The organism is Mesorhizobium sp. M0621, assembly GCF_040320745.1.
Taxonomy (GTDB): Bacteria; Pseudomonadota; Alphaproteobacteria; order Rhizobiales; family Rhizobiaceae; genus Mesorhizobium.
In genome coordinates this window covers 23,458-37,374 of record NZ_JAMYQF010000024.1, presented here as the reverse complement: position 1 = coordinate 37,374, position 13,917 = coordinate 23,458, and the positions used below count along the sequence as shown (strand labels likewise).

At 60.1% G+C, this 13,917-nt stretch carries 12 protein-coding genes; 3 read left to right on the top strand and 9 right to left on the bottom strand.

The genetic code is table 11. The features are described 5' to 3' along the window. Positions 1-24 precede the first annotated feature (24 nt). The 3 genes from NKI38_RS18050 to NKI38_RS18040 all read right to left on the bottom strand — a co-directional run bounded on the left by NKI38_RS18050 (position 25) and on the right by NKI38_RS18040 (position 4,246). The gene (locus NKI38_RS18050) at positions 25-1,365 is read right to left on the bottom strand and encodes an adenylate/guanylate cyclase domain-containing protein (protein WP_352659602.1); all 1,341 of its coding nucleotides are present in this window, start codon (positions 1,363-1,365) and stop codon (positions 25-27) included. 261 nt (positions 1,366-1,626) lie between these two features. Beyond that, on the bottom strand, positions 1,627-2,970 hold the full coding sequence (locus tag NKI38_RS18045; protein ID WP_352659573.1) for a nucleotide sugar dehydrogenase: 1,344 nt from the start codon (positions 2,968-2,970) through the stop codon (positions 1,627-1,629). A gap of 115 nt (positions 2,971-3,085) precedes the next feature. Further along, a complete protein-coding gene (locus NKI38_RS18040; RefSeq protein ID WP_352659572.1) occupies positions 3,086-4,246 on the bottom strand; it encodes a DUF3095 domain-containing protein in 1,161 nt (386 codons plus the stop codon). A 92-nt stretch (positions 4,247-4,338) separates the two neighbouring features. Here NKI38_RS18040 and NKI38_RS18035 point away from each other — a divergent pair, with 92 nt between their 5' ends. Together NKI38_RS18035 and NKI38_RS18030 are read left to right on the top strand one after the other, a co-directional pair. Continuing rightward, positions 4,339-5,427: a glycosyltransferase family 4 protein gene (locus tag NKI38_RS18035; RefSeq protein WP_352659571.1), complete on the top strand. Its 1,089-nt coding sequence runs from the start codon at positions 4,339-4,341 to the stop codon at positions 5,425-5,427. Continuing rightward, complete coding sequence (locus tag NKI38_RS18030; protein WP_352659570.1) at positions 5,424-6,188, top strand: polysaccharide deacetylase family protein; 765 nt, start codon at positions 5,424-5,426, stop codon at positions 6,186-6,188. The genes NKI38_RS18035 and NKI38_RS18030 overlap by 4 nt, the downstream gene beginning before the upstream one ends. A gap of 1 nt (position 6,189) precedes the next feature. On the opposite strand, the gene NKI38_RS18025 is transcribed toward NKI38_RS18030, so the two are convergent. From NKI38_RS18025 to NKI38_RS18010, 4 genes are all read right to left on the bottom strand, one after another. Further along, complete coding sequence (locus tag NKI38_RS18025; protein WP_352659569.1) at positions 6,190-7,044, bottom strand: MBL fold metallo-hydrolase; 855 nt, start codon at positions 7,042-7,044, stop codon at positions 6,190-6,192. Positions 7,045-7,235: 191 nt separating this feature from the next. Further along, a complete protein-coding gene (locus NKI38_RS18020; RefSeq protein ID WP_352659568.1) occupies positions 7,236-7,685 on the bottom strand; it encodes a cyclic nucleotide-binding domain-containing protein in 450 nt (149 codons plus the stop codon). A gap of 83 nt (positions 7,686-7,768) precedes the next feature. Then, entirely contained in the window at positions 7,769-10,483 is a 2,715-nt protein-coding gene (locus tag NKI38_RS18015) for an ABC transporter transmembrane domain-containing protein (protein ID WP_352659567.1), read from the bottom strand. A gap of 17 nt (positions 10,484-10,500) precedes the next feature. Further along, positions 10,501-10,764: a hypothetical protein gene (locus NKI38_RS18010; protein WP_352659566.1), complete on the bottom strand. Its 264-nt coding sequence runs from the start codon at positions 10,762-10,764 to the stop codon at positions 10,501-10,503. Positions 10,765-10,847: 83 nt separating this feature from the next. On the opposite strand from NKI38_RS18010, the gene NKI38_RS18005 reads away from it, so the two are divergent. Then, on the top strand, positions 10,848-11,519 hold the full coding sequence (locus tag NKI38_RS18005) for a class I SAM-dependent methyltransferase (RefSeq protein WP_352659601.1): 672 nt from the start codon (positions 10,848-10,850) through the stop codon (positions 11,517-11,519). Position 11,520: 1 nt separating this feature from the next. On the opposite strand, the gene NKI38_RS18000 is transcribed toward NKI38_RS18005, so the two are convergent. Further along, positions 11,521-12,675: a glycosyltransferase family protein gene (locus tag NKI38_RS18000; RefSeq protein WP_352659565.1), complete on the bottom strand. Its 1,155-nt coding sequence runs from the start codon at positions 12,673-12,675 to the stop codon at positions 11,521-11,523. Further along, a complete protein-coding gene (locus tag NKI38_RS17995) occupies positions 12,672-13,916 on the bottom strand; it encodes a glycosyltransferase family 4 protein (RefSeq protein ID WP_352659564.1) in 1,245 nt (414 codons plus the stop codon). The genes NKI38_RS18000 and NKI38_RS17995 overlap by 4 nt, the downstream gene beginning before the upstream one ends. Between the last annotated feature and the right edge of the window lies 1 nt (position 13,917).

Here is a 13,917-nt window from a genome sequence, read left to right as displayed (position 1 = left end):
GCGTTCGGATCAGATTGGGGCGAGCTACTGGAGCTTCCTCGAGTCGCCCGCCGACAGCCGAGCGGCATCGCGATGAAGCAGCATGACCTGCTCGGCCTCCGATCTCCGGTCGTAAACCGACTCCAGCGCACCATCTTCATCGAGTGCGAGAGCGCCCGACAGATCGGGTGAAAGCACCGTCAGCTTCTGCTTGATCCCCGCCAGCTCCTCGTTGCCGAGCGTCAGCCAGCTGTTGGTGCCGCAATAGCTGGCGAAGTCTTTGCTGGCGAGAACGCGGTGCGGATATTTCTTGGTCAGGGTCTGGAGGCGCTGGACCTCGTTTACAGCCGAGCCGAAGACAGAGAATGTGAGCCGGTCGGTAAGCCCGACATTGCCGAACATCACGTTGCCGACATGCAGGCCGATGCCAAATTTTATGTCGGACAACCCCTTTTCCTTCCTTCGCAGATTGAGATCCACCATGCGCGCAGTGGCCTTGTGCGCTGCCGCCAGAGCAGACTGGCAGGCGATTTCGGACTGCGAGCGATGCCTTTCGCAAGGGTAGACGGCAATGAAGCCATCCCCTATGAAACTCATGATCTGCCCGCCTTTGCGATTGAAAGGTGCAGCAATGGCATCGAAAAACTGGTTCAGCGTATCGATGTAGATTTCGCGGCCGGAAGTTTCGGCAAGCCTTGTCGACCCGCGCATATCGGCCATGACCAGTGCGGCCCGGATTGTGTCGCCCTCGCCACGCTTGATCTGGCCGTCCAGCACGCGTCTGCCGGCGTCGCCGCCGAGATAAGTGGTCATCATGTTGTCGGCCAGCTTGGTGAGCACCGCCATTTTGGTGGCGATGGCGAGATGGTTTTGGATACGCAGCAGCGCCGAAATCATGCTGTCGGTGAAACCTGAAGCACTGTCGGTGGACCAGGACCCGATCATGCCCTGACTGGTATTGCCGTTAAAAGGATGGACGAAAGCAATGTAATCGGTCACGCCCATAAGCTTGAGTTCATCGAAAACAGGAAATTCCGACGGGACTGACTGGTCGAGCCGACGCCGCAGATGGTCGAGCTTGTTGCTGAGCAGATAGTAGTATGGGCTGGTCAGGAATCTGTCAGAATGAACGCCGTCCTTTTTGCGGAAGCCTTCCACTTCCATGCCTTGGCCGCGAACCCAGGTGAAGCCAAGCGCGTCATAAAGCGGATGAAGCATCGAAAAGCTCAAATGCACCCGCTTCAGCGGCAGGCCGGCAGCAGCCAGCCGTTCGCAAAACCCCTTTACCAATGTTTCCAGCTCGTTGCCCGCCAGCGCCGACTGAGTCAGCCAATCGGCAACCTTATCCATGAGAATTGTGGAAATTTCTGCTTGCGCCGTGCTCATACCACCTCGAAACCCGTCGAAGACGGAGCCATTATCCTTCGATCCGCCATAACACAGTCCGCCAGCGACCCAAAGGTGCCCCAAAGTCAACGAGGCCGGCTCCGGCGGCAGAACGGCGAAAGAATTTCCCGAATGACTGTCCTTGCAACCAAGGAACAGGCTTAACTGCATTCATGTCTTGTGGCGTTATGTGGCGAAGCTGCGGGCGGAGTGCAATCACGATCCTGACATCGGGCAGAAAATTCGCCGGCTGGGACGCCGTCAGGCCTTCACTACCGTCTCTCGGAGGAGCCCGAGACGGCCAAAAACATTGCGTGTATCGACAATCAGAAGGGCGTGATCAGCGATTGTCCGATAGTCGATCGCGTCATGGTCGGTTGCAACGACGACAGCATCGAAATCCTTCAAGGCCGCCTCGGTCAATTCGACCGAGCGGCGCCCCTTGATCGCCATATGCTCCCGTGTGGTAGGGATCTCGGCAACATGCGGATCGTGGAATTCCGCCTTGCCGCCCCATTCCTCGATGAGTTCAATGAGCCGCAATGAGGGGCTTTCGCGTATGTCGGGCACATTCTTCTTGTAGGCGAGCCCGATGATGAGAATGCGCGAGCGGCTGAGCGCCTTGCCGCAGCGCCGGTCCAGCGCTTTCGCCAGTTCATCGACCACATGACGCGGCATGGCAGTGTTGATCTCTGCCGCCAGCTCGATGAAGCGGGTCGGCAGTTCGTATTCGCGCGCCTTCCACGTCAGGTAGAAGGGATCGATCGGAACGCAGTGCCCGCCCAATCCGGGGCCAGGATAGAAAGGCATGTAGCCGAAGGGCTTGCTCTTGGCCGCCTCGATCACCTCCCAGATGTCGATGCCCATCGCGCCGAGCACGACCTTCAATTCGTTGACGAGGGCTATGTTGACCGAACGGAAGATGTTTTCCGTCAGCTTGACTGCCTCGGCGGTCGCCGTGGTGGAAACCGGAACGACGGTTTTGACCACGCATTGGTAGAAAGCCTGCACGAGCGTCGCCGCTTCAACGCCGTCACCTGCCACGACCTTCGGGATCGTCGCGACTTCAAAGTTGCGGTTGCCGGGATCCTCGCGTTCGGGCGAGAAGCCGAGGAAGAAGTCTATCTTCGATTGCAAGCCGGTTTCTTCCAGTATGGGCTTGATCACGTCGTCGGTGGTGCCGGGATAGGTAGTAGATTCCAGCACGATGAGATGGCCGAGACGCAGATGCTTTGCGATGGTGCCAGTCGTGTTCCTGACAAAGGAGAGGTCCGGCTCACGGTTTTTCGTCAGCGGTGTCGGAACGCAGATGATGATGATATCGCAGACGGACAGTTCGGCAAAATCCGCCGTGGCGCGGAACCGTCCACTCGCCACGTGGCCGGCAAGGGCTGTCGATGTCACCGCCTCGATGTAGGATTGGCCGTTGTTCAGGCTCTCGACCTTCTGGGCTTCGATGTCGAACCCGAAAACCGGGAAGCCGGCGCGTGCGACCGCAATTGCCAGCGGCAACCCGACATAGCCCAATCCGATCACGCCGACTTGCGCGGCGTGCGTCGAGATACGGTTCAGCAGACGGTCATATGCCGATCGTGAAGCGTCCAAAAATCTGCTTCCCCGTTAATTCGGATAGGCTGGCCGGTCCCATGGCACGGCTTACCATGGTCCCAGGAACCATGGCCGAGGCATATTGCGGAAAAAGGATTCCCGCAAGCCGTCATCAGACCGGCAACTTTGCCTTCAAGCTTGCGGCAGCCATCGCATAGCCGCCGGCGGCACCATCTATGAAATGAACGTGATCGCGCTGCAGAGGCGAGGCGACGAGGCATGTCATCAAGGCCGATTTCTGGCGGTGCAGGCCATAGTTGCAGATGCCCGCTTCTTCCGCCTGTTTCAGCCGGTTCTCGATCCGTTGCAACACATCAGCGTCAACGTCGATGGTCATCTTCAAGCCGTCGTCGAATTTCCGGAAATCCGAATTGCTGGCCACGTCGCGTTTGTAGATTTTCGGATCGAAACTGCCGATCGTCCAGCCATATCTATCGGTGACGGCCGTAAGCGTCATCAGGAACACTATCCACACCTTCGACAACCACCGCCGTCCCGCCGGCGCCGTGGCCCGCACCTCGATATCCAGGCCGGCGGGCAGCAAACTGTAGTCCGGTCCGCTCACCGGCACCGGGTGGCCATCGCGTTCCTGCCTGCGGGCAAGGGCGATGATGTCGGATGCAAGATACTGAAAACCGCGCAAGTCGCGCGACGCCCCCGGTATGGCTATGATCGAGACGATTTCGCCATGCCGGGTTTCGATCGGGTTCCAGCGGCAGGAGAGGCCGGTCAGGTCCGGCCGCGCGCCGGCCGGCGCAGGATCGATGCGGTAGCGCCCCGCTTTCATCTCGGCCTCCGCCCAACTGCCGCCACCGCCGGCGAACATGGCGTAGAAGACCGCTTCGGAGGCCTGAAATCTCGCCACGCGAACGTCGAGGCCTTGGGCTCGAATATCCTTTATCGGCACGATTGCGGCTCGCAAGGTCAGGTCCAGTTCGTCCGCCACCCATCTCTGGACAGCCGCCAGCGCGTTGCGGGTGATCTCCAGCGCCGAGCCGGGAAACGCGACGAGAGCGCCGTCGCCGCCGAAGACAAAGGGCAGATCTTGCCGACCCAGCGCATTAAGCAGCGCCGAAATGACGCTGGCGCCGGCCATATTGACGGTTTTATAGCGCCCAGCCTCGATCGCCTTGGTCGAGCCGACGATGTCAGCTGTGGCCAGCGCCCAGCCATCGGGGAGAGGCCGATAGTTGTCGATATCGGCAACGCTTTCGAACTTTGCGAAGACCGGCAGAGAAGCTACAAACGGGTCGGGCGCGGCAGCTGTTTCCATGAGCGTCAGATAGCACATTCCACTGCTTGAAGGTGAAGTCGATCATGCTTCGAATTTGACTTGCGCATGCATTCCGATGATAGGGTCGCGCGATGCGAATTGCCTTCTACGCGCCGCTGAAGTCGCCCAATCATCCCGTTGCCTCCGGCGACCGCCAGATGGCACGCATGCTGATCAAGGCGCTGGAGCATGGAGGACACAGCGTCGAACTGGCATCCGAATTGCGCTTCTATCTACGCGAACCGGGGCCGAAAAGTTTCGATGCACTCAAGATAGAGGCCCGAGGGGAAGCCGCGCGGCTGACCAGGCTTTGGGATCGTGACGGCAAGCCCGATCTATGGTTCTGCTATCATCCCTATTACAAAGCGCCCGACCTGATCGGGCCCGAGCTAACGTCGACCTTTGCTGTCCCATATGTGACAGCGGAAGCTTCCTATTCGAGGCGGCGCAATGCCGGTTTGTGGGCCGATGCGCAAGCGTTGGTGGTGCGAGCCGTCGAACAGGCGGCGCTGAACATCTGCTTCACGCAAAGGGATCGTCAGGGACTGGCAGATGCGATACCCGACGTCGCTCTTGATATGCTGTCGCCCTTTATCGACACATCGGCATTCCGCGAAATGCCGGGACGAGGTTGTCCGACGCGCCTCGTCACCGTTGCCATGATGCGCCCGGGAGACAAAGTCGAAAGCTATCGCATGCTGGCGCAAGCGCTCGGCGTGATCGGCCACCTGCCCTGGACCATGTCGGTCGTCGGCGATGGGCCCGCCCGTGACGAGGTCAAGGCGCAATTCGCCGGCTTGCCCGCCGACCGTATCGAATGGCTTGGCGCGATTGAGCCAGCCGCCGTGCCGGATGTCCTCTATGGTGGAGGAATTTACGTCTGGCCGGGTTTCGGCGAGGCCTATGGCGTTGCCTATCTTGAAGCACAAGCCGCCGGGCTGCCGGTGGTGGCTCAGGATATCGCCGGCGTGCCGGAAGTCGTGCGAGATGGCCAGACCGGGTTTCTCACTCCGCCGAGCGATGTGGCGGCGTTCGCTTCTGCCATTGAAAGGCTTCTAGCCTGTAGCGACGAAAGAACCATCATGGCCGCGGAAGCCAGACGTTTCATCCTCGAAGAACGTTCCCTCGGCGTTGCAGCGGCGCGTCTGGCCGAACTTCTTCCGAAGGTCCCCGTTTCATGACATCCGATCGGATCTGGCAGCCCTTGGTGGAAGAACTGGCGGGCCGGCAACGGGCGGGTCTTAGGGCAGAGTTCTGGCTGCGCGACGATGATGCCGTGGATCCGACACCCGCGCTTGATCGGCTGCTCGACCTCACCGGTGAATTCGCGGTTCCGGTCACTCTGGCCGTCATTCCGGCCCTCACTGATGAGAAGCTTGTCGCCCGGCTTGACGAGGCGCCGCATGCCACGGTCGCCATCCATGGCTGGGTGCACCGAAATCACGCGCCCGAGGGTCACAAAAAGCAGGAACTCGGCGCCCATCGGCCACGCGAGGCGGTGCTCGATGAACTGGCTGGCGGGCTGTCGCACGTAACCGGCCTGCACGGCGCACGCACTGTTCCGATGCTGGTGCCCCCCTGGAACAGGATCGACACCGGCCTGGTATCCGACCTTGGATCGATAGGATTTGCGGCATTGTCGGTCTATGGGCCGCCAATGCCGGCTTCACTTGCGGTCATCAACAGCAATGTCGACATCATGGATTGGCATGGCACGCGCGGCTGCCGCGATCATGGCTTATTGGTCCAGGCTATCATCGCGCACTTGCAGCATGCAGTCGACGGCGGCGAACCGGTCGGCCTGCTAACCCACCATCTCGTACATGATGAATCGGCCTGGCTTTTCCTCGAACGGCTGTTCACAGTCACCGCACAGACTGAAGCCTGCGCATGGCTTCCAATCAGGACATTGATCGGGCGCAGCGCCGGCAAAGGAAAATAGCTCAGCGCTTTTTGTGCAATGAGACTGGAAATTCGAGCGTCTGGCCATCCCGCGCGGCAAAAGCGCCGGCGAACCTGTCTTTTGCCAGTTTCTCGATTTCATCCAGTTCCCCGTCGGTGCGTGTCGCATCGTGGTGAAACAGCGCAAGCCCTCGCGCTCCAGCCGCCTCACAGAGCTTGACGCCCTGTTGCCATGTCGAGTGCCCGTTGCCGCGGCGGCGTTCCATTTCCTCCTCGGTGTAGGTGCAGTCGTAGATGACGAGGTCGGCATCTTCGATCAGGCCGAGCACCGCACGATCAAGTTTGTCCGGCTCGTGCTCGGTGTCTGTAATCACCGCCACGACGCGGCCGCCCCATTCGACCCGGTAGCCGATGCAGCCGCCTGGGTGAACAAGACTGCCGGTTCGGACCACCACCCCTTCGCGCGGCCGAAGCACGTCTCCGGATACGAAATCGCGGCAGTCGAGGCTTGCCTTGCAGACCTCCAGTTTCACCGGAAACCACGGCGGCCGCATGAACTCATCGACCATCTGCCGGGTCGTCATGCGTCCTGCAAGATGCCCGGACCAAAGCGTAACCTTGACGCTCCGGTCGTAGATCGGCGCAAAGAACGGCAGCCCGATAATGTGATCGTAGTGGCAATGGGTGAAAAGCAGGTCGAAATCGGTCACGCCCGACGTCCGAAGCGCGCCGCCGGCAGGCCGCAGGCCGGAGCCCGCGTCGAACAGAAGCGTATGCTTACCACATCGCAACTCAATGCAGCTTGTGTTGCCGCCATAGCGAGAGAATTCTGGCCCCGATACCGGAATGCTGCCGCGCACACCCCAAAACCTGACCAGGAAAACGTCGTCGTCCATGGTAGCCCCTTCGCGGTTCCAGTCGCTCATCGTAGCCAAAGAACTGCTGCTAGAGCAATTCCAGGAAAAGTGTGAACCGGTTTTCCGTCCGGAATTTGCGTCCAAACAAGAGGCGAGACAGGTTCCTCCAGTGACCTTCTCAGCAAGAGGCCAATGCTATCACGACGGGAGGATCGACCGCACGTCAGTTGCTATTTGGCGCTTCGTGCGTCGATCAGATCCGCGGTGGTATGGCTCAGGCGATCGGCAAGAACCCTCAATATCTCAATGGTCATTTCCGGGGACTCCCTCATAAGCCTCAGGAAATGGTCCTTGCGGATTCTTAAGGCTTCCAACTGACTTGCCGCTCTGACGGTTGCAGTGCGGGAGCTGTTGCACAGGATGGCGATCTCGCCAACAATCGAATTTGGCACCATTTCGGCAACTTTTATCGGTCCGCTGTCGGAATCGACCAGAATATCCGCGCTGCCTGAAAGGATGACATAGGCGGCATCTCCCTCGTCGCCCTGCCGGAAAAGGATCTGGCCGGCGCTGTAGCTCACGCGATCGGATGTGAACGCAAGCAATTTGAGCTTTGTCAACTCGATGCCAGAAAACAAGGGAACGCGTTGCAGCATTCCAACTTCATCCTTGAGCAGCATTGTCGCAAACCTCAAAATTCGCGTTTGCCAGACTAGAGCAACGGGCACCCAGATGGAATTAATTCCGTCTCCGAGACATCGCTCTACGACACCAGTTCCTTGAAGATACCGTTCTCTGCCAGAAGTGTCTCGTGTGTTCCGTCTTCCACCAATTGACCCGAGTCGAAGACGATAACGCGATCGAACATCATCGCCATTGACGGATTCGTCACGACCCACACAATTGCCGGCGAATGGCCGTCGCGTCGGGCTTCCTCGAGCACGTTTCGCAGCACCCTATCCTGCATGCGTTGGTCGAGCGCCGATAGCGGCCGGTTGAGAATGAGAAAATCGGGACGCTTGAGCAGGGCACGGGCAACATCGAGCTTCTGTCGCTGTCCACCGGTCAGCCGCCTGCCGCCGGAGCCGACGTTGAAGTCCAGGCCAACATCCAGAAGTTCGGCATAAAGCCCCAGCTCGTCAAGAATCTCATAGAGGATTGAGCGTATGCGGTCCGGCGCGTCGGGATGGTTGTTGCCCACACGCCCGAACAGGACATTATCCATGACGGTGGCTGCGGCAATGTATCTGGCAGGGTCATACCGTTCGACCGCAGTTTGCAGTTCGGGCGGCAGGTTTTCATAGAACCGGTTGCGGGCAGCGACGATCTTGCTCATCAGCTCATCGCTCAGCAGGCCGAAGCGGTGCCGAGGCTCGATGTAGGCAAAACTCAAGGTGACGATCATGGCACGGTCGTTCTCCGAAACCGCCTCGTAGGGACGATTCTTGAGCCGTTGCAGCAAGGTTTCGTAGGCGGGTATCTCGTCGGCGCTCATGAAGGCGAGCTGCTGGAAGAACTGGTGATCGGGCGGCAGGTCGGCAAACAGCTCAATCGCCTGTTGGGCGATTTCCATGCCCATTTCGTAGAGCGTGCGGTCGAGGCCGGCTTGCTTCAGCACAGAAGCGAAATAGGGATTGGCGGCAAGAGCCCTGTCGGCCAGTTCGGGGCCGGCGGCAGCGCCGAAGAGCAGGTTCTGGCCGATCGTCGCTTCCTTGTTGTAGGCGCCCGGTTCGAAAGGAACCACCAGTCCGCTCAGCCCTTCGTCGTCCAGCCGGGTTCGCAGCGCCGCACGCAGCTCGACGATCCGCCTGGCAAGCTCCGTGTGACGCTTGAGGTCGGCCGAAGAGCGCAAACCAAGATCCAGAATATCGCGCGACAGAACAACCGCGTCGAGCACCCGGCGCACGGCTTCAAAGAGGTCGTGCGGGCCGGTAGCGCCAGCAGAAGCATAGTTGATCCAGTCGCTGTGGATATCAAAATCCGGATTGCCCGACCTGTGCGCCTCGTGGATGTTCCAGCGATGCTGGTCCGCCGCGGCACCGTCATAAGACGCCGATATCAGCGGCGCATGCTTCAACCCATAGAGCAGGTTATCGCGAAGGCTTGCCTGGAACAGGAAAACATCCGACGAGGCATAGGACATGCGCCGGCCGGTCACTGCTTCGGGGAGTTCAAGCAGGTCGTCTGCGCCCGAAGCGACTCTTCCGCTGTCCGGCCAGTTCAGCCGCGCGAAAGCTTCTGCAAGCGCCTCCGCTCCACCAGTTGCGGTACTGACCAGCGCCACCGTTTCACCGGGTTTGACCTGGAGGGAGACACGGTTGAGAAGCATCGCACCGCCATCGTCTGCTATGGACAGACCGATCGCCGACAGGGGGTTGGTCATCGGATCGGGATCGTCGATCGTCAATGCCCCGATTTTCGGCGCGATGAGACTCTCGACGGTGAACTGTTCAACCACCTGTTGATATTTGACCTGGACATCCTGCCGATCCTGATCCCAGTCGATCAGTTCCTTCATCGGTCCGGGCAGGTCCTTGTAGGCGCCGATCACGGCCACGAGCTGGCCGACGTCCAGTCGCCCCTGGATGACCAGATACCCGCCGATCATGTAGAACAGAAAGGGCGTCAGCTGCGCGAGAAAATTGTTGAGGAACTTCACCATGAATTTCCATTGGTAAAGATCGAAGCGGATCTTGAAGATGAGCCCGAGCCGGGCAGCTATGTCGGCGCGCTCGTAGTTTGATGTGTCGTGGACGTGAACCGCGCCGATGCCGTCGACGATTTCGCCAACCCGGCCCGAAAGCGCGCGCGCCGTCAACTGCCGTTGGCGCCCGAGCACGATCAGCCGCCGCCGCATTCGCGGGATGAGCACGATCTGGATCACCACGATCACGACCGCTATCATTCCGAGCCAGACGTTCTGGATCATGATGAACAGCATGGATGTCAGCGCCTGGCCGCCGAGCAGCACCGGCTGCAGGAAGGCATCGCCGATGAAGCCGCCCAGCGGCTCCACCTCGTCCTTCACCATGGTCGCCACTTCGGCGGATTTCACCCGCTTGAAGTAGACCGGCGGAAACCGCAGCACACGATCGACCAGATCGAAGCGGATACGCCGCAGCATACGTTCGCCGAGGCGGCCCTTGTAGGTGTTGATGTAGAGTTTGAACAGGCCGTTGATGACGACCAGCAAGAGGAACACAAGGCTCAGGGCAAACAGCGTCTCCTTGCGATCGAGCTGAAAACCGGAGAAGAACTGGACCTCTCCAATGAACGGCACGTTATAGTGTAGCCTCATGAATGGCTGGGTCGCGCCCGGTTGCTCGAAACCCTTGCCTTGGATCGGGCCGTTGACGATCAGCTTCGGCAGGTCGAAGGACATGAAATACGGGATCATCGAAAGCAGGACGATCATCAATATCCAGAGCTGCTGCTTCTTGGTGTGCGTCCAGATATAGCGGGCTAGGCTGGGTTCCATATGAGACTGTGGATCCTTCAATTGGAAGGATGCGGGATGGAGACGCACCTGCTGGCGAATGGGATATCGGCAATTTCTTCGTTGCCAACGACAATCTCAAAGCTGCGGTGCAGGGAGATTGTCCTGCGCTCGGACGGTTCGCGGCTTCCGTGGGGTTTTGGCGAATAGGCGAGCACGAGGTTGCAGCTGCGCGGCTGGTACTGGCGGATGCACGCCGATGGCCCGGACAGACGCAGCCGGCTCTCTCCGGCATCGGGCAATGGCGAAGCGGCTTGCAGCATGATCACGTCCGCGGAACGAACAGCCTTGCGGGAGGCAAGATTGCGTTGTGTCGCCCGAAATCCCAACATACAAGACGAATATGATGGATGTCACGCAACCACGCAATGCCGGCATGGACTGGCACGAACAAACACTGGACCTCACGCGGGGAATTGCTGCCTATGTCAACGACCCTCTCGTTGCCGGGCTGGCGCGCGTCATCAGCAAGCATCCGAAGGCCGATATCGCCAACGCCTTCAACCACAAGCAGGTCGCCTGCAAGATGTGGGCGCTCGATAGGCTGTTCGAAAGCTGCGGCGGCCGGTTCGGGCGCATATGGGTTCTGGGTGGATGGTACGGCGTATTGCCCGCAATGCTTTTCAACGACGCTCGCTTCGACATCGCGGCGGTCGACAGCATCGACATCGATCCCGAAGTCGCGCCGGTTGCCGGGACCCTCAACCGGGAAGCCGGCGACCGGTTCCGCGCGCTGACGGCAGATATGTACGCGCTCGACTATGCGGCCGGGCGGCCCGACCTGACGGTCAATACGAGCTGCGAACACATAGCCGATCTGCGCGCCTGGCTTGCTCTGCTTCCACGGGGCACGAATGTACTGCTGCAATCGAACGACTATTTCAGCGAGCCGACGCACATCAACTGCGTGGCTTCACTGGCAGCCTTCGAAGCAATGGCGGCGCTACGGGAGGTGCGGTTCTCCGGCGAATTGCCGACAAAAAATTATACGCGCTTCATGCTGATTGGAGCGGTCTAGACTAGGATCTTTTTGGGGACCATGTTCGATAGCGCTCGCGCAGGATTTGCGCCGAGTGACGCGCGCCCTCTAGATCGAGACGATGCGCGGATGGCGTCGGCGCCACAAGCGCCTGTTCAATCGCTTGCGTCAAACCTTCAGGCGTTAGGTCCTTTTCCATCAGCACCGTTGCAAGACCGAGTTCTTCGAGCATCAGGGCGCGAACGTTTTGTTCGGTTTCCCCGCCGGCTGCAAATGGGACGAGCAGGGAGCGACAACCCGCGCGCAGGACATCGCAGACCGTGTTGTAACCCGCCTGCGACACTGACAGGCGGGCGCCGGTCAGCAGGCTGGCGAAATCCTCGCGGAACCGGAAGATGGACAGGCCCGGCGTGGCATCGCCTGCGATCGCGTCAAACTCGTCTTTCGGCAGGTTTGGGCCGGTGATCAGACACCATTTCCAACGGTTGTTGGTGTTCCGCGCCGCTGCGATGGCGGAGCCGACAAGGCTCTTTCCGGCAGCCCCGCCGCCAACCGACACCAGAACGTCGAAGCGCTCGGAGCCCAGGGGCGACGGCGGCGCGGCAACGAGCCCTGTATAGGTGACTTCGGCCCTGATCGCCCCAGCCAGTGGAAATGTCTTGTCGATGGTTGCGAAAGCCGGGTCGCCATGGACCATAACAAGGTCGAAATGCCGGTTGATGAGGTCGACCGTTTCCTCGTTTCGGCGGGGCTTGACGCGCTCCTGAAGGATATCACGCACGGACGTCGCCAGCAGCGGTCTGGGGGACGTCGCGTCGATGGCCTCGAGCAGCGGCAAGAGTTCGAAACGCATCTGCCGACGTCCGAATGGAAACGCCTCGATAATGACGATATCCGGCCTGCAATCCCGGAATGCCTGCAGCAGCATCTCCGAACGCCGCTTCCTGAAATCATCATCGATGGGTTTGCCCTGCAAATCGACAAGTCCGGAAAACCCTTCATCACCGGAGGTGACAGGTGGCAAGGTTACAGATTTTACGCCGAGTCCCGGAAACCCCGCGACCGGCGCTCCGCCGGTCACAACGGTTACGTCAAACCCGTCATCGACCAGAGCCGCCGCGACGCGGCTAGAGCGCGCGAGATGGCCGATACCAAGCAGATGCTGGACATAAAGGAAGGCGCGCAGCCGGTTCAATCGGCGGCCCGCCACTCGCGCTCGAACAGTTCCTTGAGCTGTCCAATGCTTGCCAGATGATCGAAACTGCCGCGCACGCGCCGCTCTGCGGCCTCGCCGAGTCGGGCGCGCAGCACGGGATCACGGATCAGGCGCTCCAGCGCCTGTGCCAAGGCAAGTGGGTCTTCCGTCGGAACCAGCAGCCCGGTTTCATCCGGCGATAAAAACTCCGGCACGCCCGAAATATTGGTCGACACGCAGGCAAGCCGCTGGCTAGCCGCCTCCATCAGAACATTCGGCAGACCGTCCCGGTCGCCATTAGCTGTGATCCTGCAGGCTAGGGCGAAGATGTCGGCGCAGCGGTAGTGCTCAAGCACCTCCTCCTGCGCAAGCGCGCCTTTCCAAGAGACGCGACCACTCAGTCCTAGCTTTTGCGCCAATACCTTGAGCCGTTCCAGTTCCTCGCCCCCGCCGATATGCTCGAAACGCCACGCCAAATCGCCAGGCAAGAGGGCAAGAGCCTCCAGCAAGGTATCGTAGCCTTTCTTTTCAACGGCGCGCCCGACACTCAGAAGGATAACCGGTTCGTCCAGCACCGAGCCGTCATGATGCTTTCGCGCCTCGCCAAAACTGCCGAAACGATCGAGGTCGAGCCCATGGTAGCTCAGATGCACAGACGAGTTGCCGTTAGCGAGTTCCTTCAGACGGTCGAAGCCGGTCTTCGTGCAAGTGACCGTCCAGCGCGCCGAGGAAAGCTTGCCAGCCAAATCCCAGTCCGCCGAAGTCCAGATGTCCTTGGCGTGGGCTGAGCAGCTCCAGGGCAGGCCAAGAAGCTGGCTGGCATAGCGCGTCACCGATGCCGGCGTGTGCGCGAAATGTGCATGCAACCATCCCGCGTCTTTCGGCCATTCGGCCGCCAGCACGAGCGCTTGCCCGAAACGGCGCACGCGATTGCGGGTAAAGTCGCGGGGGATATCGGCAGCCAGCGATCCGAGCGCGCGCCAGAAGCCCGGCCGCAGCAAACAAGCAAACAGCGAGCGAAGCACGCGAAGCGGCTCTTCATGCAGATATTCCGGCAGATAGTGGACGGTCGCTTTGATCTCGTCATGCACGGGGTGGCGTTTTGCGTCGGTCGGCCGCCTGAGCGCGACGAGTATCAGCTCGAACCCCGCACGCTCCAGACCGAGCAGTTCCTGCGCGATAAAGGTTTCCGAGACGCGCGGATAGCCCTTCAGAACCACGACAATCTTGCGATGTCGCAAG

Bases quoted from the DNA above. Each gene is read 5' to 3' on its own strand.
- NKI38_RS18050 (WP_352659602.1), bottom strand. From the start codon at position 1,365: ATGAGCACGGCGCAAGCAGAAATTTCCACAATTCTCATGGATAAGGTT.
- NKI38_RS18040 (WP_352659572.1), bottom strand. From the start codon at position 4,246: ATGGAAACAGCTGCCGCGCCCGACCCGTTTGTAGCTTCTCTGCCGGTC.
- NKI38_RS18035 (WP_352659571.1), top strand. From the start codon at position 4,339: ATGCGAATTGCCTTCTACGCGCCGCTGAAGTCGCCCAATCATCCCGTT.
- NKI38_RS18030 (WP_352659570.1), top strand. From the start codon at position 5,424: ATGACATCCGATCGGATCTGGCAGCCCTTGGTGGAAGAACTGGCGGGC.
- NKI38_RS18025 (WP_352659569.1), bottom strand. From the start codon at position 7,044: ATGGACGACGACGTTTTCCTGGTCAGGTTTTGGGGTGTGCGCGGCAGC.
- NKI38_RS18020 (WP_352659568.1), bottom strand. From the start codon at position 7,685: ATGCTGCTCAAGGATGAAGTTGGAATGCTGCAACGCGTTCCCTTGTTT.
- NKI38_RS18015 (WP_352659567.1), bottom strand. From the start codon at position 10,483: ATGGAACCCAGCCTAGCCCGCTATATCTGGACGCACACCAAGAAGCAG.
- NKI38_RS18010 (WP_352659566.1), bottom strand. From the start codon at position 10,764: ATGCTGCAAGCCGCTTCGCCATTGCCCGATGCCGGAGAGAGCCGGCTG.
- NKI38_RS18005 (WP_352659601.1), top strand. From the start codon at position 10,848: ATGGATGTCACGCAACCACGCAATGCCGGCATGGACTGGCACGAACAA.